General features: G+C 74.6%; 18 protein-coding genes and 1 pseudogene. 9 read left to right on the forward strand and 10 right to left on the reverse strand.

Features of this window, described 5'->3' with window-relative positions; all coding sequences use genetic code 11:
* Positions 1–24: 24 nt before the first annotated feature.
* Positions 25–1,812 carry a DNA polymerase/3'-5' exonuclease PolX gene (gene polX, locus AB0C76_RS03500; protein WP_359959015.1) on the reverse strand — a complete coding sequence of 596 codons (1,788 nt, stop codon included), beginning with the start codon at positions 1,810–1,812 and terminating at the stop codon, positions 25–27.
* Positions 1,813–2,270: 458 nt separating this feature from the next.
* Between polX and AB0C76_RS03505 the strand changes: the two genes are divergently transcribed.
* The 4 genes from AB0C76_RS03505 (at position 2,271) to AB0C76_RS03520 (ending at position 5,233) form a co-directional block, all read left to right on the forward strand.
* On the forward strand, positions 2,271–2,900 hold the full coding sequence (locus AB0C76_RS03505) for a hypothetical protein (protein WP_359959018.1): 630 nt from the start codon (positions 2,271–2,273) through the stop codon (positions 2,898–2,900).
* A 101-nt stretch (positions 2,901–3,001) separates the two neighbouring features.
* Positions 3,002–3,628 (forward strand): helix-turn-helix domain-containing protein, encoded by a 627-nt coding sequence (locus AB0C76_RS03510; protein WP_359959021.1) that lies wholly within the window; start codon positions 3,002–3,004, stop codon positions 3,626–3,628.
* Positions 3,625–4,968 carry an MFS transporter gene (locus tag AB0C76_RS03515; RefSeq protein WP_359959024.1) on the forward strand — a complete coding sequence of 448 codons (1,344 nt, stop codon included), beginning with the start codon at positions 3,625–3,627 and terminating at the stop codon, positions 4,966–4,968. The genes AB0C76_RS03510 and AB0C76_RS03515 overlap by 4 nt, the downstream gene beginning before the upstream one ends.
* Before the next feature lie 94 nt (positions 4,969–5,062).
* A complete protein-coding gene (locus AB0C76_RS03520; RefSeq protein WP_359959027.1) occupies positions 5,063–5,233 on the forward strand; it encodes a hypothetical protein in 171 nt (56 codons plus the stop codon).
* Positions 5,234–5,485: 252 nt separating this feature from the next.
* Here the strand turns inward: AB0C76_RS03520 and AB0C76_RS03525 are convergent, their stop codons facing one another.
* Together AB0C76_RS03525 and AB0C76_RS03530 are read right to left on the reverse strand one after the other, a co-directional pair.
* Positions 5,486–6,247: a DUF6629 family protein gene (locus AB0C76_RS03525; RefSeq protein WP_359959030.1), complete on the reverse strand. Its 762-nt coding sequence runs from the start codon at positions 6,245–6,247 to the stop codon at positions 5,486–5,488.
* Between the two features lie 248 nt (positions 6,248–6,495).
* A pseudogene (locus AB0C76_RS03530) lies at positions 6,496–7,335 on the reverse strand (DMT family transporter); the annotation flags it as partial.
* 353 nt (positions 7,336–7,688) lie between these two features.
* Here AB0C76_RS03530 and AB0C76_RS03535 point away from each other — a divergent pair.
* Complete coding sequence (locus tag AB0C76_RS03535) at positions 7,689–7,952, forward strand: dsRBD fold-containing protein (RefSeq protein ID WP_359959033.1); 264 nt, start codon at positions 7,689–7,691, stop codon at positions 7,950–7,952.
* Positions 7,953–8,375: 423 nt separating this feature from the next.
* Here the strand turns inward: AB0C76_RS03535 and AB0C76_RS03540 are convergent, their stop codons facing one another.
* Entirely contained in the window at positions 8,376–9,275 is a 900-nt protein-coding gene (locus AB0C76_RS03540) for an alpha/beta hydrolase (RefSeq protein WP_359959036.1), read from the reverse strand.
* Between the two features lie 119 nt (positions 9,276–9,394).
* Between AB0C76_RS03540 and AB0C76_RS03545 the strand changes: the two genes are divergently transcribed.
* Positions 9,395–9,829, forward strand: a complete 435-nt coding sequence (locus AB0C76_RS03545) for a MarR family transcriptional regulator (RefSeq protein WP_359959637.1) — start codon at positions 9,395–9,397, stop codon at positions 9,827–9,829.
* A 162-nt stretch (positions 9,830–9,991) separates the two neighbouring features.
* Here the strand turns inward: AB0C76_RS03545 and AB0C76_RS03550 are convergent, their stop codons facing one another.
* Positions 9,992–10,918: an AEC family transporter gene (locus AB0C76_RS03550; RefSeq protein WP_359959038.1), complete on the reverse strand. Its 927-nt coding sequence runs from the start codon at positions 10,916–10,918 to the stop codon at positions 9,992–9,994.
* A gap of 282 nt (positions 10,919–11,200) precedes the next feature.
* On the opposite strand from AB0C76_RS03550, the gene AB0C76_RS03555 reads away from it, so the two are divergent.
* Positions 11,201–11,653, forward strand: a complete 453-nt coding sequence (locus tag AB0C76_RS03555; RefSeq protein WP_359959041.1) for an HD domain-containing protein — start codon at positions 11,201–11,203, stop codon at positions 11,651–11,653.
* A 214-nt stretch (positions 11,654–11,867) separates the two neighbouring features.
* On the opposite strand, the gene AB0C76_RS03560 is transcribed toward AB0C76_RS03555, so the two are convergent.
* Together AB0C76_RS03560 and AB0C76_RS03565 are read right to left on the reverse strand one after the other, a co-directional pair.
* A complete protein-coding gene (locus AB0C76_RS03560; protein WP_359959044.1) occupies positions 11,868–12,242 on the reverse strand; it encodes a transglycosylase SLT domain-containing protein in 375 nt (124 codons plus the stop codon).
* A 488-nt stretch (positions 12,243–12,730) separates the two neighbouring features.
* Positions 12,731–14,314, reverse strand: coding sequence for a carboxyl transferase domain-containing protein (locus AB0C76_RS03565; protein ID WP_359959046.1), 1,584 nt, complete (start codon positions 14,312–14,314; stop codon positions 12,731–12,733).
* A 522-nt stretch (positions 14,315–14,836) separates the two neighbouring features.
* Between AB0C76_RS03565 and AB0C76_RS03570 the strand changes: the two genes are divergently transcribed.
* Entirely contained in the window at positions 14,837–15,169 is a 333-nt protein-coding gene (locus AB0C76_RS03570) for a ribonuclease (RefSeq protein ID WP_359959640.1), read from the forward strand.
* Positions 15,170–15,259: 90 nt separating this feature from the next.
* Here AB0C76_RS03570 and AB0C76_RS03575 read toward each other — a convergent pair whose 3' ends face one another.
* Complete coding sequence (locus tag AB0C76_RS03575) at positions 15,260–16,078, reverse strand: MOSC N-terminal beta barrel domain-containing protein (RefSeq protein WP_359959049.1); 819 nt, start codon at positions 16,076–16,078, stop codon at positions 15,260–15,262.
* Positions 16,079–16,354: 276 nt separating this feature from the next.
* Between AB0C76_RS03575 and AB0C76_RS03580 the strand changes: the two genes are divergently transcribed.
* Complete coding sequence (locus AB0C76_RS03580; protein ID WP_359959052.1) at positions 16,355–16,909, forward strand: universal stress protein; 555 nt, start codon at positions 16,355–16,357, stop codon at positions 16,907–16,909.
* A 13-nt stretch (positions 16,910–16,922) separates the two neighbouring features.
* Here the strand turns inward: AB0C76_RS03580 and AB0C76_RS03585 are convergent, their stop codons facing one another.
* Together AB0C76_RS03585 and AB0C76_RS03590 are read right to left on the reverse strand one after the other, a co-directional pair.
* Positions 16,923–17,462, reverse strand: coding sequence for an SMI1/KNR4 family protein (locus tag AB0C76_RS03585; RefSeq protein ID WP_359959055.1), 540 nt, complete (start codon positions 17,460–17,462; stop codon positions 16,923–16,925).
* Between the two features lie 21 nt (positions 17,463–17,483).
* On the reverse strand, positions 17,484–18,203 hold the full coding sequence (locus AB0C76_RS03590) for an alpha/beta hydrolase (protein ID WP_359959058.1): 720 nt from the start codon (positions 18,201–18,203) through the stop codon (positions 17,484–17,486).
* Positions 18,204–18,347: the final 144 nt, after the last annotated feature.

Raw genomic sequence — 18,347 nt, forward strand, 5'->3', positions numbered from 1 at the left:
AGGCGACATGGCCGCCCACGGCGTTCAGCGCAGCGCGTCCTTGCGGAGGAAGCGCTTCAGCCGTTGCCACGTCCAGGTGTTGACGACGTCCTCGGCGGTGAGCCACGCGCGCTGCGCCGTGCCGATGCCGAACCGCGGGTAGGCCAGGTGCGGCGTCGCGTGCGCGTCGCTGTCGATGCTGAAGCGCACGCCGTGCCTCTTCGCCCGCAGCACGTCCTCGTCGCGCAGGTCCAGGCGCTGCGGGGAGCTGTTGATCTCGATCGCCGTCCCGGTGCGCGCGGCGGCCTCGAACACCGCGTCCAGGTCGACGTCGATCGGGCCGCGCCGGCCGATCCTGCGGGTGGTGAGGTGGCCGATGACGTGCACGTACGGGTTCTCGCAGGCGCGGACCAGGCGGCGGGTCTGGGCGGCGCGGTCGAGGCCGAAGTGCGAGTGCACCGAGGCCACGCACACGTCGAAGCCGGCCAGGAACTCGGGCGGCCAGTCGACGCCGCCGTCCGGGCCGATGTTCAGCTCGGTGCCGTGCAGGAGGCGCAACGTCTTGTGGCGGCCCGCCAGTTGGCGCAGCTTCTCACGCTGGGCGAGCATCTTGTCGTCGGTCATCCGCTGCATGACGAGGTCGGGTGCGTGGTCGGTGACGGCGTAGTACGAGTAGCCGCGGGCGGCGGCGGTGTCGATCATCTCCTCCAGGGTGGCCAGCCCGTCGGTCAGGTCGGTGTGCGTGTGGAGGTCGCCGCGCAGGTCCGACTCCTGGACCAGGTCAGGGAGTTCGCCGCGCAGTGCCGCCTCGACCTCACCCCGGTCCTCGCGCAGCGGCGGCGCGATCCAGGGCAGGCCGAGCGCCGCGTACACCTCGTCCTCCGTCGCGGACACGACCTTGGCGCCCTCGACCGCTCTTCCCTTGGTCTTGCCGTCCGCCTTGCCGTCCGCCTTGCCGTCCGCGTCGCCGCGCATCTCGAAGAGGCCGTACTCGGACAGCTTCAGGCCGGCCCGGACGGCCATCGTGCGCAGCTTGATGTTGTGCGCCTTCGAACCGGTGAAGTAGACGAGCGCCGCCCCCCAGTCCTCCTCCGGCACCACGCGCAGGTCCACTTGCACGCCGCCGCTGGTGAGCACCGAGGTCTTGGTGGGCCCGCTCGCTATCACCTCGGCCACGTAGGGGAGTTCGGTGAGCGCGGCCATCAGGGGGGCGGAGTCCTCGGCGGTCGCGAGGACGTCGATGTCGCCGACCGTCTCCCGCATCCGGCGCAGCGAACCCGCGTACGCGCACCGGGTGCAGCCGGGCACCGCGGAGATCGCGGCCACGAGCTGCTCGGCGAGCTCGGTCGCGGTGTCCAGCAGGGTGCGCCCGCCGGACTGCCGCATCAACTCGATGCCGTGCAGGATCTTCTCGCCGCTGCGCTCGCCGAAACCGGCCACGCCGCCGAGCCTGTCGCCGCGGATCGCCTCGGCGAGCTCGTCGACGGACGCGATCCCGAGGTCGCGGTAGAGGGCGAGGGCGCGCTTCGGGCCGACGCTGGGGACGGCCATCATCTCCCTTACACCGGACGGGATTTCGGCGCGCAGCTGTTCCAGTGCGCCGATCCGGCCGGTGGAGAGGTACTCGGCGACCTTCTCCGCGGTGGACTTGCCCACGCCGGGGATCTGTTGGAGGCCTTTGGCGTCCAGCCCGGCGACGTCCTCCGGGTGACCGCCCACCGCACGCGCGGCCTTCTCGTAGGCGCGGGCCCGGAACGCGTCCCCGCCGGTGATGTTGATCAGGTCGGCGTACTCCTGGAGCAGCTCCCGCACCTGGTCGTTGAGCCGGGGCATGGGGCCAGTCTAGGGCGGGGGGCCGACGGCCCGCCTGTGCTGGATTCCTGTCGGGTTGCCGGTGCTCTCGCTGCTCCGTTCCCCTGGTTCTCCTGTCGCTACCTGCCCGTTCTCCGTTGGTTCGCCCGCTCCCCGCCGGTCGGGGGGTGTGTGACCGGCCGCTCGGCGGGGGGAGTACGCCTGTTTCGCGCCCCCTGGCCCGATTGTCACCCGGGCGGAGGGGGCGCAGGCTGGGCGGGAGGGTCGGGCAAGCGGCCCGCACCGGCCGGTCGCGGAGTTGACGACGGCCGCCGGTGACGTGCGAGGGGCAGGGTATGACACGCGGGAAGCTCTGGGGCTACGTCGCGTCGGGGGCGCGGGTGCTCGGTGCCTTGGGCGGTTCCGCCGGTCAGGGGCGGCCGGGGCCGTTCGGGCGGCCGGGTGGATTCGGGCGGCCGGGCGGCGCCCGGAGCGTGAGCGTGGGCGGCCGGGACGGTACCGCCGGAGCGTTCCACCAGGGGGTGATGGCCGGGCCGCAGACGCTGTCGCGGCCGGAGCTGGTGCGCCTGGGCTGGACGGACCGGAGGACCGGGTGCGAGCCGCGGGCGCGCCACGTCCAGGTCGCCGAGGTGGTGCGCCGGGTGGTCCGCGGCGGCGGGCGGGCGGCGGCGGTGACGGTCCGCGTCGCACCCGGGCTGCCGGTGGTGGCCGGGGACGCCCGGCGGCTCGAGGCGGCGCTCGGAGGGCTGGTCGACCACGCGGTCCGGCGCAGCCCGGTGGGCGCACGGGTGCTGGTGCGGGCCGACGCGGTGGCCGCGCCGGCGCTGCCGGGGCTGGGAGCGTTCGGCTCGGGCCTCGGGCCGGGCGCGGGCGCCGGCCCGGGTGGTTTCGGGTGGACGCGCGGGCGGGTGGAGATCCGGGTGGCGGACCGCGGCGCGTACGAGCTCCCGGAGGCGCGGGAGTGGCTGCTCGCGGGCGTGCGGCCCGACGGTCCGGTCGGGCCCGCCCTGCACGGTCTGGTGCTGTCGTCCGGCGGGCGGGTCGCGGTGGAGGCGACGCCCGGCGGCGGGCTGACGGTGGTCCTGATCCTGGCGGTCGCCCACGAGTGACGCGTCCGGTGGAGTCCGGTCCGTGGCGGCCGCGCGGACCGCAAAGAGTTCTTCGCAAAAAATCCTTTGCAAAGAACTCTTTGTGTTCCTACGCTCATGCCATGACCGATGACCGTGGCTGGATGCACAGTGACGATCCACATGCAGTACTCACCGCCAAGGGCATGCGCGCGATGGCCCACCCCGTGCGCATGCAACTGGTCGGGCTGCTGCGCAAGCAGGGCCCGTCGACGGCGACGAGGCTCGCCGAGCAGCTGGGGCTGAACTCGGGGGCCACGAGCTACCACCTCCGCCAGCTCGCCGCCGCGGGCTTCGTCGAGGAGGACCCCGGGCGCGGCAACGCGCGCGAGCGGTGGTGGCGTTCGGTGCACATGCTCACGGTCTGGACGGGGGAGGACCAGGCCGACGAGGAGCTGGAGACGGTCGTCGGGTACCTGCGGTCCGTCCTCGCCGCGCACACGCTGACCGGGCAGCGGGCGCTCAACGCCTTCGAGACGATGCCGCGCGAGTGGCGCAAGGCGGTCGACCTGAGCGACCTGGTGCTCCGGCTCACGCCGGAGGAGGCCGGGCAACTGGCCGACGACCTGGCCGCCGTGGTCGCGCGCTACCGGCGGCTGGACGCCGAGGGCCCGGTGCCCGGGGGCGCCGAGCCGGTGGCCGTCGTCGTCCACGTGCTGCCCGAGCCGAAGGCCACGGCGGAGGCCGACCAGGAGGGGGATCAAGGATGACCACCACCCCCGCCCCCGCCCCCGCGCGGAACCTCCGGCCGCTGGTCGGGGTGCTGGCCTCCTCGGCCGTCTCGCTGACGGGCACCCGGGTCTCGGCCGTCGCGCTGCCCTGGTTCGTCCTCGCGACGACCGGCAGCGCCACCATGACGGGCCTGGTCGCCTTCGCCGAGATGACGCCGTACGTGCTGGTCAAGGCGCTGACCGGGCCCCTGGTCGACCGCCTCGGCCCGCGCGTCGTCTCCTGGACGACGGACGCCGTGAGTGCCGTCGCGGCCGGACTGGTTCCGCTGCTGCACGGGCTGGGGCTGCTGCCGTTCGGGCTGCTGCTCGGCATGGTCGCGGTGATCGGCGCGATGCGGGGCCCGGGGGACCTCGCCAAGTCCGTCATGGTGCCGGAGGCGGCGGACCGCGCGCGGGTGCCGCTGGAGCGCGCCACCGGGCTCTCCGGCGTCACCGAGCGGCTCGCCTCCACGCTCGGCCCGGCGGTCGGCGGCGGGCTCGTCGCGATGGCGGGCCCGATGGCCGGCCTGGTGGTCAACGCGGCGGCGTTCGCGCTGGGTTCGCTGATCATCGCCCTCGCGCTGCCGCGCGGGATGGGGCGGACGGCGGCCCCGGCCGCCGTGGCCGGACCGGGTGCGGTCGAACCGGGCGCGGCGGCACAGGGCGGCGGCGGGTACTGGCGGATGTTCCGCGAGGGCTACACCTTCCTGCGCGCCGAACCGCTGCTGCTCACCGTGATCGTGATGATCGGCATCACCAACCTGCTGGACGCCGGCTTCGCGACCGTGCTGGTCCCGGTCTGGGCACAGGACTCCGGCCGCGGCCCGGCGGCGATCGGCCTCACCGGCAGTGCCATGGGGATCGCGGCCGTGGCCGGCAGCCTGATCGCGGCGGGCGTCGCCCACCGGCTGCCGCGCCGCGTGGTCTTCTTCGCCGGCTTCCTGCTCGCCGGGGCACCGCGTTTCCTCGTGCTCGCGTCCGGCGCCCCGCTGTGGACGGTGGCGACGGTGTTCGCGGTGGCCGGTTTCGGCTCGGGCTTCCTCAACCCGATCCTCGGCGCGGTGCTCTTCGAGCGGGTGCCGCGCCCGCTCCTGGGCCGCGTCCACGCCCTCGGCGACTCCCTCGCCTGGGCCGGGATCCCCCTCGGCGGCCTCCTCGCCGGCGCGGCGGTGGCGCTGGTCGGGCTGATACCCGTGCTGGTCGCGTCCGGGGTCCTGTACTTCGTGACCACGGGCGCGGCCGGTCTCCGCCGGGAGTGGCGCGAGATGGACCGCCTGCGCGGCCACGCCCCGGCGGTGGCGGAAGAACCGGACCGGGCTCCGGAACCTGCACGGGGGTAGGCGGCGCCGGGCGGCGGGGGAGTTGCAGCTGGTGGTGGGGCTGTCGGCGGGGCGGCGCAGAATGCGGCGCGTACGAGTCGGAAGGGGTGCGGTGATGGCTGACGGAGCACTCGGCCGGTTGAGGCAACTGCTGCGCGAGCCCGTGCCGTGGGGGTCGGCGCAGGCCGAGCTGTGGGCGCCTCCGGAAGCCTGGCTCGGGCTCCGACTGCCGACGGATGACAAGGCGTTCCTGGACCTCTACGGCTCGGGCACGGTCGACGAGTAGGTGCAGTCGGAGCTGCCGATGGAGGGGAGTGCAGAGGAGGTCGAGCGGTTCTGGGAGCACGGGTGGCCACGCGGGCCGGAGGACTGCCAGCGCTTCCCGTGGCCGTTCCGCCCCGAGGCGGGCGGGCTCGTCCTGTGGGGCACCGACGAACAGGCCAACACGTACGGGTTCCTCGCCGAGGAACCGGCCCGGACGACTGGCGGATCATCGTGCGGAGCGAGTGCGGCGAGTGGTTCGAGACCACGGGGACGTTCACCGAGTTCCTGGTGCGGTGCTTCGACCGGGTGGACCGGCCGCCGTTCCTCGCGCACGACTGGCCCCGGAAGGACGCCCGGTACCACCCGGCGTCGGTGCGTACGGAGGGCGGCCCGCCCAGTGCACGAGTAGCACGCTGACCAGCGCCGCGAGGGCGCACCACGTGGAGAGGAAGGCGATCCGCCAGAGCAGGGCGCAAAGGCCGGCGGCCAGGCCGGTCAGGATTCCGAGGCGGCGCAGGTCGCGGTCGCCGCCCGTGACGAGGGAACCGATGGTGGCGAGGAGGTAACCGGCCAGGAGGACGGCCGGGTGCGGCACGCCGATCCCGTACGACAGGGTGTGGCCGTGCTCGGTGGCCATGACCGGGTGGGCGGCGACGGCGATGGCGAGCGGGACGGTGACGACCGTGCCGAGCAGCGTGAGGCCCGCCGACACGCGGCGGCGGTCCGCCGGCCCGGTCGGGTGGCCCGGTTCGGTGCTCGCGCACCACACGGCGGCCGGGACGTACAGGGGCAGGAGCGGCAGGGCGATCGCCGCCCAGGCGGTGCGCGCCCAGTCGGCGAGTGCGGCGGGCAGATCGCCGTCCGTGCCGAGCCAGACGACCGCCTCGATCAGCTGGTGCGCGCCCAGCACGAGCGGGAGCGCGGCGAGCGGCAACCGCTGCGGGCGGCCGGAACGGCGGGCGCGGACCAGGCACACGACGCCGAGGCCCACGACCACGCCACCGGCCACCGCGTCCGCTTGCGCGCTCCAGCACATCCGGCCGCCTAACCTTTCGCGGCGCCGTCGGGTGGGCTGTTGGACGGGCCCTCGGGTGGGCCGCCCGCCGGGTCGTCGGACGGGTCGTCGGACGGGCCATCGTCCGTCCGGTCGTCCGCTGGGCCGTTCACGTCGCGGTCGGTCGGGCCGACCGTCGGGCTGCCGGGGGTGCTGCTCTCCGGCGTGCCCTCGTCGGCGCCGTCGTCCGGGGGCGCGCCGATGCTCTCCAGGGTGTCGTGGACGGTGCCGGGCATCGCCGGGTGGCGGCCGATCACGATCACCCCGATCACGATCGCGAGCAGCCCCAGGGACTCCCAGACGAGTGCGCCCGGGGTCACCCGCAGCCGGTCGCCGAGGAAGCCGACCGCGCAGGCGATTCCGGCGATCGGCTGGGCGGCGGTGAGCGCGGGCAGGGACATCCGCAGCGGCGCGGCCTCGAAGGCGCTCTGCACGAGCAGCAGTCCGACGACGCCCGCCACGATCACGGCGTACGGCTGCCAGGTGTGCAGCACGGTGGAGAGCCCGTCGTGGTCGAGCCGTTGGGTGGTGGTGCGGGTCAGTGCGTCCTGCAGTCCGTACAGGAGGCCGGCGGCGAGGGCCAGCAGCGTCGCCTCCTCGAAGAGCGGCAGTTTCCGGGCCGTCGACACCAGCAGCAGGACGAGTCCGACGACGGTGCCGACCACCAGCCAGTGCCTCAGTTCCCCGGCGGGCGCTCCGCCCCCGGAGGGCCGTCCGGCCACAATGAACGCCGTCACCCCGAGTCCCAGCAGCAGGACCCCGGCCCAGCCGGAGCGGCCGAGGGTCTGATGGGTCAGCACCCGGGAGAGGGCCATGGCGAACAGGAGGTTGGTCGCGAGCAGCGGTTCGACGAGCGACACCTCGCCGTTGTTGAGCGCGAGCGCGGAGAGGATCAGTCCGCTGACCATGAACCCGGTGCCCAACAGCCATTCGGGCATCCGCATCAGGTCCAGCAGCAGTCGCCAGTGCAGCATGTCGGCACGTGGGGCCCGCTGCGCGGCGTGCTGCTGGAGGACGAACCCGAGGCCCAGGCAGCAGGCGGCGCTCAGAGCGAGGAGGAAGACCGCCACGGAGGGACCACCCGGTGTGTCGCTGCCCCGACGTCGCCGATCGCCGGTTGCCGGTCGCCGTCGGCGGATCGCTGCCCGCGCCGCGTCGGCGGTCCTGGGTCGGGCAGCGGTCGCGGCGCCTTCCGTCAGCGTACCGCCGGGGCGCCGACGGGGCCGTTCGACGTCGGGCCGGCTCAACGCGGAGCGCGGGGCCGGGCAGCGCGGGGCCGCCGGAGCCGGGCGAACCCGCAGCCGGCGCCCGCGCTTGCCGGGGTGGGCGCGGCGGGCGCACGCTGGTGTGAGCGGCCGTCCGCGGTTCACCATCCGTGCCGGCCGGGACACGCGCGACGGGGGTCGGCGCCAGGAGGTGTGGCATGCACAACCAGTGGGACGTGGAGCTGAGCTTCGACGAAGACGGCGTGCACACGACGTGCGAGGCGAGGCTGACCGGCGCGAGGGCACCGGGCCTCAATGCGCACGGCGAGTCGGTGAAGAGCGCGGACGACCGTCCGCTCGCCCGGATCGGCGAGGAGGTCGCGGCCTCGCGCGCCCTGGAGGAGCTGTCCCGCAAGCTGCGGGTCCAGGCCACCGGGGAGATCGAGGACGAGGGGCACCGCCCCGGTTACCTGATCTACTGAACCGATCCGCTGCATCGGTGGCTGAACCCGCCCCCGGCACAGCCGGGTTGGGCCGCCGCAGCGCCCGGGTGGGTGCCGCGGCGGCCAGGGGAGTCACCCGCCCGCCGCCTTCCGCCGCGGCCGGGACGAACACGACCGTGATCAGCGCCGCCACGGCCGGCAGCACGGCGCCGCCGCGGCGGACAGGCCCGGATCGCCAACGCGCAACGGGGCACGCCCGCAGCGGGTGCTGGCGGGGAGGGTGCCGGAGGCCCGGAAGAACCAGCCGTCGCCGTCGTGGAGCTCGGCGCCACGGCTGGACGCTCGCCCTGGTGGCGACGGATGGACCGCCGTCCGGCGGCTCCTGTGCGCCGCGCCGCGCGGCCCGGCCGACGTCTGAAGCGGTCCACGTGTTCGTACGTTGCTCGCGCACCCGATCGGGCGTCAGTGGTTCCTCCGTGAAAGGAACTCCGTCAGCCGCCGGTTGACCTCCTCCGCCCCGGCCACCGGCATGTTGTGGTGGGCCAGGCCCGGGAGGACGGCGACGGTGGCGTCGGGCAGGGCACGACGGGTGGCGTCCGCGACGCGGTGGGCGTCGTGGGCGCGGCTGCGTTCGGCGAACAGGGCGAGCGTCGGGGCGGTGAGCGTGCGCAGGCGGTCGGCGGTCGGGCGGGGGCCGGTGACGGTGCGGGAGGCGGGGAAGTCGGCGTACCCGAGCGCGTACACCTCGCGACAGCCGGCGTCGAGTCGGGGCGTGTCGCCGCTCTCCCAGGCGAGGTAGGAGCGGGCGCGGTCGGCGGTGCGGCGGGGGAGGAAGAGCGGCAGGGCGCGAAGCAGGTAGCCGGGGCGGAAGCCGGTGAAGACGTTGTTGGGGTCGAGCAGGGCGACGCGTCCGACCCGTCGGGGCGCGTGGAGCGCGTACTCGACGGCGGTCCAGGCGCCGTAGGAGTGGCCGCAGAGGTCGGCCTCCTGGACGCCGAGCCTGTCGAGGACGGCGTCCAGCCACGCCATGAGCCCGGGGACGGTGCCGAGCGCGGCGCCGTCGTGGACGCTGCGGCCCGGGTCGCCGACGAGGTCGACGGCGAGGACGCGGTGCCCGGCGGCGGCCAGGGCGGGGGCGACGGCGAACCACATGGCGGACGTGGCGCCGCCGCCGTGGAGCAGGACGAGGGGGCGGCCGTCGCGCGGGCCGCAGGCGTTGACCCGGGTGGTGCCGTGGGCGGTGCGGACCTCGACCGGCTCGACCGGGAGGGGCCAGCGGGCGAGGAGCGCGTCGTACGCGGCGAAGAAGGGCGCGGTGCGCGCGGCCGGCGCGGACGGTGAGGCAGGTGCGGTCGCAGACATGGCGGGCCTCCGCTGGAATGATGGAATCACTCGCTGCACAAGTATCTCGCTCAACGAGAGAATATGGCACCAGGGGGTGCCGAGGAAGGAGGCCGGGGTTGTCCGATGTCGAGGAGCCGATGCGGCTGGTCCACCTGCTGCGCGGACTGACCGTCGAACTCGACCTGTTCGGGGCCGAGTTCGCGGCAAGCAACGGGCTGCACCCGACCGATCTGCGGGCGCTGATCCACCTGCTGGACGCCGCCAGGGCCGGGGAGGTGGTCACCCCGGGCCGGCTCGGTGAGGCGCTGCGGCTCAACTCGGCGGGCACCACCGGGCTGGTGGACCGGCTGGAGGGGCTCGGCCTGATCCGGCGCGAACGGGACCCGGGGGACCGGCGCAAGGTGCGGCTGGTGGTCGAGGAGCGTGCGATGGAACTCGGGGAGGGCTTCTTCGGCGGGCTGATCGGCGATCTGGTGGGTGCCATGGGCCGGTTCGACGCGGCGGAGCTGGCGACGGCCCGGCGCTTCCTGCTGGCGATGACGGAGGTGGTGGCGGCGGCCCGCGGGATGTGAGCCCGGGGCCGCCGGCGGGAGAGTCGGAACCCGACCGGAACGGGGGGCCGGCCCCGGTCGGAACCGGGTTCGGAACCAGGTGTCGCCGTAGTGCGGGTGGCGGTGTTCGGCGAGGCCCGGGGGTGCGGCGAGGGCGGCGGGTCCGGCGCATGAGGCCAGGGGTCACGCGGACCCGAGCGACCAGCTGATCACCGACAGCGTCGCCATCGACACCAGCGTCGACCACAGCACCGCGTCCCGGGCGAGCGACGTGCCCTGCCCGTACTCGCGGGAGTAGACGTAGACGTTCTGCGCGGTCGGCAGTGCGGAGAACAGCACGACGGTCAGCAGTTGGTGCGGCGGCAGGTGGAGGACGAAGGCGGCGACGGCGTACGCGGCCAGCGGCTGGACGAGCGTCTTGACCAGCACGGTCAGCCCGACCTCGGCGCGGCGCGAGCCGGCGTCCGCGGGCGGGCGGTTGTGCAGCGAGATGCCGAGGGCGACGAGCGCGGTCGGGACGCCGGCGCCGCCGAGCAGTTCGCAGGAGTGGTTCAGCTCTGCGGGCAGGTGCAGGCCGGTCGCGGAGGCGACGGCGCCGAGCGCGGTCGCCAGCAGGATGGGGTTGCGCAGCGGGAGGGTGAGCAGGGCGCGGAGCCCGGCGCCGCGGCCGTCGAGGACGGCGAGCACGGCGGGGGTGACGAACAGGATCTGGAGGAGGACGACCGCCGCGACGAACGAGGCGTCGCCGAGGACCTGCATCGCCACGGGTATGCCGAGGTTGGCCGAGTTGACGTAGCCGGCGGCCATGCCGCCGATCGCGAGCTCGCCGGGCTTGCGGTGGAACAGGAACTGCCCGGCGAGCAGTCCGAGGCCGGTCGCGAAGGCGGTGCCGGCGGCGAAGGCCAGCATCGAGGCGTTCGCGAACCGCTCCAGCGGGGTGCGGGCGATCATCAGGAACAGCGCGGCGGGCATCGCCACGTGGAAGACGAAGCGGCTGAGCACCGCCTCCGCCTGCGGGCCGAGCAGTCCGGACCGGCCGACGAGGTAGCCGACCCCGGTCAGGGCCCAGATGGGCGCGAATCCGGAGAGCAAGGGGTGCAGGGCGTGCATGGTTCCTCGGATCGCTCGGGTCGCCCGGGCCGGCGGGGGGCGCCTGGTACGGCGCGGGCTGCCTGGTTCGGCGTGGGACGCCTGGTCCGGCGGGGGTCGCCCGCCCGGGGCAGTAAACCAGCCGCGTCAAGCGGTCGATCATGGACCCGGGTCGTTCGCGGCCCGGCCCGGCGGTGTCCCGGCCCGGCTCCGCGGTGTCGCGTCCCGGCCCGGCGGTGTCACGGCCGGCCCTGCGGTGTTGCTCCCGGACCGGCGGTGTCGCGCGGGCCCTACGATGAGCCGATGGACTATCTGAGCCTGGCCGAGGTGGAGACGATCGCACGGCGCGCGCACGAGGGGCAGGTCGACAAGAACGGCCACCCCTACAGCGAGCACATCGCCGCGGTGGCGCGGGGGACGGCGGAGCGCGGTGGCAGCGAGGCGCAGGTCGCGGCGGGCTGGCTGCACGACACCGTCGAGGACGACCGGCTGAGCCGCGAGTGGCTGGAGGGCGCCGCGCTGCCGGAGTCCACCAAGGCGATCGTGGACGCGCTGACCAAGCGGCCGGGCGAGCCGGTCGAGGAGTACACCGCCCGGATCCTGGCCACTCCGGGGGCGCTGCTGGTCAAGCGCGCCGATCTGGCCCACAACTCCGACCCCGCGCGGCTCGCGGTGCTGGACGAGGCGACGGCCGAGCGGCTGCGCGCCAAGTACGCGCGGATGCGAGAGTTGCTGGGGCTCACGGGCGAGCTCTGACGGCGGCGCCCGGAGGCCGGTGCGGGGGCTGACCGGCGGGAGCGCGGAAAGCACGGAAGCACGGAAGCGCGGAAACCACGGAAGGGCCCGTGCCACGCGGATCGCGCGGGCACGGGCCCTTCCGTGGTCACCCTGGTGGCCCCTGTCCGGCCCCCGGGGTGAGGGGGAGTGGTGCAGGAGGCGGGTATGCGTCGGTGCTGCCGAGGGGGTCGGCTTAGTACCAGTGGTGACCCTGCCAGAAGGCCCAGGCGGCGTTCGGGCTGCCGTAGCGGGTGTTCATGTAGTTCAGCGCCCACTTGATCTGGGTGGCCGGGTTGGTCTTCCAGTCCGGGCCCGCCGAGGCCATCTTCGAGGCCGGCAGGGCCTGGCCCAGGCCGTAGGAGCCCGAGGTCGGGTTGGTCGCGGTCACGTTCCAGCCGGACTCGTGGGAGATGATCTGGCTGAAGGAGGCCAGCTGGTTCGCCGGGACGATCTGGGCGGCGATGGCCTGCGGGGAGGCGGTCGCGGCGTTGGCGGCGGCGGGCATCACGCCGGCGGCCAGGGCGGTCAGACCGGCGGTGCCGGCGAGAACGGCGGCAGAGGTACGCATACGGAGCTTGAAAGCGGGCATGAAGAACAAGACCTCAATCAGGTTAGGCCGGGTCGCGCCTCGCCCAGGACCACGGCCGGACAGGGGCCGACGGTTGCGGGGCGCGACTCGGCGGTAAGCCGTTCACCGGCGGGACAGGAGCCGGTGCGGCTGACGACGAGAGCCATTGTTGCCAGACCGGATCGGCCGCCGCCAAGACCCCCTCGATACGATCCGCGGTCGTACATCGGCCGACCGCCATCGATTCGCAGGAATGATCGCCGGGGTCGTTCGGATGCGCTCCGACCTGGCCGGATGTCCGACCGCGGGCGAATCGTCGCAAACGGCGGTTACGCCGCGTCGGCACTACTACGGCCTGTCGTTGGCTGGGATTCCCTGTGAGCGCACTCACCGTTTAGGGGCCCGGTGGTGTCACCCGGCGACCCGCGACCGCCACTTTGCGTACAGACGATCTAGCCTCCGGTGAGACCGGGGCCACACGCCTTCGGTCACCGAGAGCGAGGATCGCCCAGCCGGCGGTGCCGGTCGGCCCGCGCGGCGAAGCGTTCCGCCTCCGGAACCGCCGCGAGCAGGCCGAGGGCCGCCGCGGCGGCGGCCCCGAGCCGCTCACAGAACGTGTCCGGCTCGTCGGCGGCATCCGGCCGTTCCGGGACCACCTCGTCCACCAGGCCCACCCGCGCGAGGTCGCCCGCGCCGATGCCCTGCGCCCGGGCCAGCTCGGCCGCGTGTGCGCCGTCGCGGTGGACGATCGCGGAGGCGCCCTCGGGTGGCAGCGGTGCGAGCCAGGCGTGCTCGGCGGCGATCACGCGGTCCGCCGGGAGCAGGGCCAGCGCCCCGCCGCCCGAGCCCTGGCCGAGCAGGACCGCGAGGACGGGGGTGCGCAGCGCGAGCAGGGTGGTCAGGCAGTGCGCGATCTCGACGGCGACGCCGTCCAGTTCGGCCTGCGCGGACAGTTCGGCGCCGGCCGTGTCCACCACCGTGAGCAACGGCAGGCCCAGTTGCTCGGCCAGGCGGGCGCTGCGGCGGACGGCCCGCAGGTCGGCCGCGGTGAAGGGGCGTTCGTGGTCGGGCGTCCCGCGCTCCTGGCCGACGACGAGCACGGGCTGCCCGCCGAGGATCGCGAGGGCGCGGACCAGTGCTCCGGCTCGGCCGCCGGGGGCGTCCAGCAGGACGAGTTCCGTGGCGGTGCGGCGCAGCAGTTCGCGCGTGCCGGGGCGGTCGGGGCGGCGGGTGCGGCGGACGGAGTCCCAGGCGTCCGTGGGGGCATGCGGTTCGGGGGCGGTCTCCCCGGATGTGTACGTGCTCACGTTCTCGCCCGCGTTCCCCCCTGCGTTGTCTCCCGGGTTCTCCCCATATAGGGGAGTCGTGGAAGCCGTAGAGAGAGGAGAGGGGGCGGACGTCAGGACCGCGAGGGAGCGGCGCACCACTTCGCGCAGTTCCTCCGGCGGTACGACGGCGTCCACGAGCCCGCGCTCCGCCAGTGTCTCGGCGCGCTGGACGTCGGCCGGCAGCTCGACGCCGCGCAGTTCCTCGTAGACGCGCGGGCCGAGGAAGCCGAGGCGGGCACCGGGCTCGGCGAACACCAGCTGGCCGAGCGTGCCCCAGGAGGCGAAGACGCCGCCCATGGTCGGGTTCCGCAGGTAGGTGAGGTAGGGGAGGCCGGCGGCCCGGTGCGCCTGGACGGCGGCGGTGATGCGCAGCATGCAGAGGAAGGCGGCGGATCCCTCCTGCATGCGGGTGCCGCCGGATACCGGCAGGGCGAGCAGCGGCAGCCGCTCGGCGGTGGCCCGCTCGACGGCCCGGGTGATCCGCTCGGCGGTGCCGACGCCGATCGAGCCGCCGAGGAAGCCGAACTCGGAGGCGACGAGCGCCACCGGCCGCCCGCCGATCAGGCCGGTGCCGGTGAGGACGGCCTCGTCCAGGCCGGTGCGGGCGCGGGCGCGGGCGAGCGAGGCGCGGTAGCCGGGGTCGGCGGGGTGGGGGTCGGCGGGCTCGTCCCAGGTGCGGAAGCTCCCGGGGTCGACGAGCAGCCCGATCAGCTGGTGCGCCGTCAGTGCTGTTCCCGTACCCATGCCCGCCCCCACTGGTGATCGTCCTGCGCTCTGAGTCCTGCGTCCTGGGTCCTGCGCTCTGCGTCCTGGGTCCTGCGCTCTGCGTCCTAGGTCCTGGGTCCTGAGCCCGCCGGTGGGCCCGTCCATGATCGGGATCCCGGAGCCGTCGACACTCTATGCGGCCCGACCGGGCCGGGGCGGGAGCGTCACGAAGGTGTGAGCAAGTCGGGATGCCGGTCGGGGGCGCATGTCGGGGACACACGTCGGGGAGGCGCGGCAGGGACGCATGCCGGAGATGCATGGGGAACGTACGGTTCCGGTGGGGTGAGGGTGGTTCGTGGACGGTCTCGCGGAGGGTGCTCGCGGTGTCACGGAAACGGTCGGAGTATCCGTCAAGTCGCCTGCTGGGCAAGCAAGTTACCGGTGGGTAAAAAGTTGGCTCAGGCCTTCCGGATGGGCCGGTGGCTCGCCAGACTGTTTGTCATGACCCGCACTCTACGCGCGTGGAAGACCCGCGCTGCCGCCGTCACCGCCGTCGCCCTGATGACCCTCGCGCCCGTCGCCGTCGCCACCGAGGCGCACGCCGACGTGAGCGGCACGGTCTGCCTCTCCGCGCTGCCGCCGGAGGCCACCGACACCCTCAACCTGATCGCCACCGACGGTCCGTTCCCGTACTCCCAGGACGGCGTGGTGTTCCAGAACAGAGAGCAGGTGCTCCCGGGCCAGTCCTACGGCTACTACCACGAGTACACCGTCATCACGCCGGGAGCCCCGACCCGCGGCGCCCGCCGGATCATCACCGGTCAGGCGACCCAGGAGGACTACTACACGGGCGACCACTACGCCACGTTCTCGCTGATCGACCAGACCTGCTGAGACCCTTCCCCGCCCGACCCGGGCCCCGGCGGTGCGCCTGCCGCCGGGGCCACCGGCCGTGCCGGGTACCGGAGTTCGGCGTCGGTCGGGTCAGCGCTCGGACGGTCCCCAGTCGGCCACCGCGAGCTCGTCGCCGACGCGCAGCGTGCCCGGGCGCAGCACGGCGAACTTGGCGCCGAACACGACCCCGCCGCCCGCCGCCCGTCGGTAGCGGGCCAGGGTGCGCAGCGGTTCCGGGCCGGCCTTGGCGCCGGTCGACTGGTCGACGAGCGTCACGGCGCACCGCACGGCGAGCTTGGCGTAGGCAAGTTCGGCCCCGCCGATCGTGAGCCGGCGGGCGAGGTCCTCGGTGTGCGGCTCGGTCCAGCCGGTCACGACGATGTTGGGGCGGAACCGGTCCGCCGCGAGCGGGGGTTCGCCGGTGCGCGCGTTGTAGTCGTCCAGCGACTCCCGGGACAGCAGGTGGACGGCGCAGCTGTCGGCGTACCCGGAGGTGCCGGGGACGAGCCCGTCGGTGACCCGGTCGTGCTCCGGCGGCACGCGCACCAGCCGGCCGGGTGCGCCGAGCACGTCGGACAGCCAGGCGGCGGCGTCGTCGCCCTGGTCGATGCCGCGCAACGGTGCGCCGAAGAGCTCGACCTGGCGCCGCGGCCCTTCGGTGTCCACCGGCACGGTGAGCGCCTCGACGCCCGGCGCCTCGAGCGTGAGCCGGCCGCCGTCGGCGGAGACGGACGGGCGGACGGTGGCGAGGGCCCGGTCCCGTCGCTGGGAGCGGAAGATTCCGTCCTCGTCCACGACTATGAACTCCCGGTCGTGCGTCAGCCCGGCGGTCGTCAGCTCGGCCTGCTCGACCGCGATCCCCGCGCATCCCTTGATCGGGTAGTACCTCAACTCCGTCACAGCGGCCACGACTTCCCCCGTCGTCTGTTGTTTCCGTCCAGCGTAGTTGATCACCGGGGGCGGTTCGGGACGGCCCGGTGCAGGTGAGGGGTGCTCCCGGCGGCGGTTTCCCGGCGGTGCACCCGGCGGCCCCGGCATCAGGAGCGCGTACGGAACGTCCGCCGGCGCGTCAGGGCTCCGTCAACGGGGATCCCTTCGGCCCCTCCGGCCGTTTTGCATGTGACGACACGGGCGGCACTCGTACCAAGCGGCGCGGGCCGCCCCCGAGCGGAAGGCGGACGGGCCATGGCGGACAGCGGCGAATCCGGGGCGGCGGCCTTCGGCGACGGCGACCGTGCCAACGACCGGATCGTCGTCGGCCTCAGCGGATCCCTCGGCAGCCTCGCCGCCCTCCACCACGCCGTCGCCGAGGCCCGCCGCACCGGCGCCGAGGTCCTCGCCGTCCTCTGCTGGACCCCGGCCGGCGGCGAGTCCGCCTACCGCCGCACCCCCTGCCCGCCCATGCTCACCGCCGGCCGCGACGCCGCCGTCGCCCGCCTCCGCCAGGCCCTCGACGAGGCCTTCGGCGGCGGCTACGCCGGAGTGCGGCTGCGCTGCCTGGCCGTCCGCGGCGAAACCGGCCACACCTTGGTGCGCTGCGCCGACCGTCCCGGCGACCTCCTCGTCCTCGGCGCGGGCAGTCGAGGCCGGCTCGGCCGCCTGCTGCGCCCGTCCGTCACCGCCTACTGCGTGCGGCACGCGACGTGCCCGGTGCTGGCCGTGCCCAAGCCGCCGCTCCAGCGGGAGCTGGAGGCGCTGGAGCGCAGCCACGGCGTGAGCCTCGCGCCGGCCGGGCAGTAGGCCGGTCGTCGAGTCAGGGTGCGGCGATCCGGGCGGCGGCGTCCGGCCAGCGCGGGAGCATCTCGCCGTCCCGCTCGTCCATCATCACGTGCTCCTCCCACCACGCGCGCCCGTCGAGCCAGTCGGCCAGCCACCGGGCGAGCGACGGGCGGTCCTCGAACCAGGTGTCCGCCGGGTCCTGCGGCTCGGCGTTCGGCTCGTGGAGGAGGACGGGGGCGTCGGGGCGCAGGCAGTCCACCACGGCCGACATCGCGCAGCCCCAGTCGAGTACCGACACGACGCCGACCGGTCGGCCCCCGGGCGCGGTGCGGCGCGGGTTGGCGGCCACGATCCGGCGCAGCGGCCAGAGCAGGTGGCCGTCCGGGCCGTAGCCGCCGTCGCCCACCTCTCGGTAGAGCCGGACGAGCAGTGGCGGGAGGGCGAGGCCCAGGGCCGCCTCCGCCGCCACGACTTCCTCGGCGGTGGCGGGCGCGGCCGGCGGGGTGGCGTCCGCGGCCGCCCGCCGGCGAACGCGCGCGATCAACTCGTCCTCGTCGATCGGCATTCCGTCCATGGTGAGGATCGTGGCACGGCCCTACGACAGCCCGGCCGCCTCGGCGAGCACGGCGGCGACGCGGCGGCCCGCGTCCAGTGCGCTCCCGGCGGTGGCGGGCAGGCATCGCTGCGCCTCGGGGCTGTACTCCGTCATCACCGTGCCCGCGTGGTCGGTGGGGAGTTCGAGCAGCTCGGCCGAGGCGGCCACACCGGCCAGCAGTCGGCTGTGCTCGGGCCCGAGCACGTCGTCCTCCGTGCCGTGCACCAGCCAGAGCGGGACGGGCGAGGGCGCCTCCGCCAGGAGCTCGACCGGCACGACGCCGTTCGTGACGGCCGGGCGGGCGTAGCTGGAGGAGATGCCCACCGCCGCGATCGGCCGCGGTCCGGCGGGAGTGCGGGGGCCGATCGCCACGGCGACGGCCTCCCGGCCGCCCATCGACCAGCCGGCGAGGACGAGCCGGTCCGGGTCTGCGCCGAATTGCGCGGCCGTGCCGTGGGCGTGCGCGAGGGAGGCGAGCAACTCGGCCCGCCCTCCGTCCTCCCGGTCCGACCGCCAGTCGGGCACGAGCACGAGCAGCCCGTGCCCGGCGGCCTCCCGCGCGAGCGGACGCAGGACGTCCCGCTCGTCCGGCCCGCGGCCGTGCCACAGCAGGACGACCGGCACCGGTCCGGCCGTCCCGGCGGGCGGCTGGTGGACGTCCATCGGCCGCCCGCCGGCGTACTCGACGACATCGGGGCGATTGAATTCCATGCTGGTCATGCGGTGTTCCCCTCCGGTTCGGGCCATGGCCGCCGACCTGGTACTGTACTTCTCGTCGCGAGGGAGATGATCTCTCGTCAGGCGTCAGTGGTGCTACCAGAGCACGTCCTACTTTCAGTAGGGAGAGTCCGTGCGACCCGGGCC

Source organism: Kitasatospora sp. NPDC048722, from assembly GCF_040650235.1.
Taxonomy (GTDB): domain Bacteria; phylum Actinomycetota; class Actinomycetes; order Streptomycetales; family Streptomycetaceae; genus Kitasatospora.

Coding starts and splice junctions, on each gene's coding strand:
- polX (WP_359959015.1), bottom strand. CDS start 1,812: ATGCCCCGGCTCAACGACCAGGTGCGGGAGCTGCTCCAGGAGTACGCC.
- AB0C76_RS03580 (WP_359959052.1), top strand. CDS start 16,355: ATGGCGGACAGCGGCGAATCCGGGGCGGCGGCCTTCGGCGACGGCGAC.
- AB0C76_RS03585 (WP_359959055.1), bottom strand. CDS start 17,462: ATGGACGGAATGCCGATCGACGAGGACGAGTTGATCGCGCGCGTTCGC.
- AB0C76_RS03560 (WP_359959044.1), bottom strand. CDS start 12,242: ATGCGTACCTCTGCCGCCGTTCTCGCCGGCACCGCCGGTCTGACCGCC.
- AB0C76_RS03555 (WP_359959041.1), top strand. CDS start 11,201: ATGGACTATCTGAGCCTGGCCGAGGTGGAGACGATCGCACGGCGCGCG.
- AB0C76_RS03510 (WP_359959021.1), top strand. CDS start 3,002: ATGACCGATGACCGTGGCTGGATGCACAGTGACGATCCACATGCAGTA.
- AB0C76_RS03570 (WP_359959640.1), top strand. CDS start 14,837: ATGACCCTCGCGCCCGTCGCCGTCGCCACCGAGGCGCACGCCGACGTG.
- AB0C76_RS03545 (WP_359959637.1), top strand. CDS start 9,395: ATGCGGCTGGTCCACCTGCTGCGCGGACTGACCGTCGAACTCGACCTG.
- AB0C76_RS03515 (WP_359959024.1), top strand. CDS start 3,625: ATGACCACCACCCCCGCCCCCGCCCCCGCGCGGAACCTCCGGCCGCTG.
- AB0C76_RS03550 (WP_359959038.1), bottom strand. CDS start 10,918: ATGCACGCCCTGCACCCCTTGCTCTCCGGATTCGCGCCCATCTGGGCC.
- AB0C76_RS03565 (WP_359959046.1), bottom strand. CDS start 14,314: ATGGGTACGGGAACAGCACTGACGGCGCACCAGCTGATCGGGCTGCTC.
- AB0C76_RS03535 (WP_359959033.1), top strand. CDS start 7,689: ATGCACAACCAGTGGGACGTGGAGCTGAGCTTCGACGAAGACGGCGTG.
- AB0C76_RS03540 (WP_359959036.1), bottom strand. CDS start 9,275: ATGTCTGCGACCGCACCTGCCTCACCGTCCGCGCCGGCCGCGCGCACC.
- AB0C76_RS03520 (WP_359959027.1), top strand. CDS start 5,063: ATGGCTGACGGAGCACTCGGCCGGTTGAGGCAACTGCTGCGCGAGCCC.
- AB0C76_RS03590 (WP_359959058.1), bottom strand. CDS start 18,203: ATGACCAGCATGGAATTCAATCGCCCCGATGTCGTCGAGTACGCCGGC.
- AB0C76_RS03525 (WP_359959030.1), bottom strand. CDS start 6,247: ATGTGCTGGAGCGCGCAAGCGGACGCGGTGGCCGGTGGCGTGGTCGTG.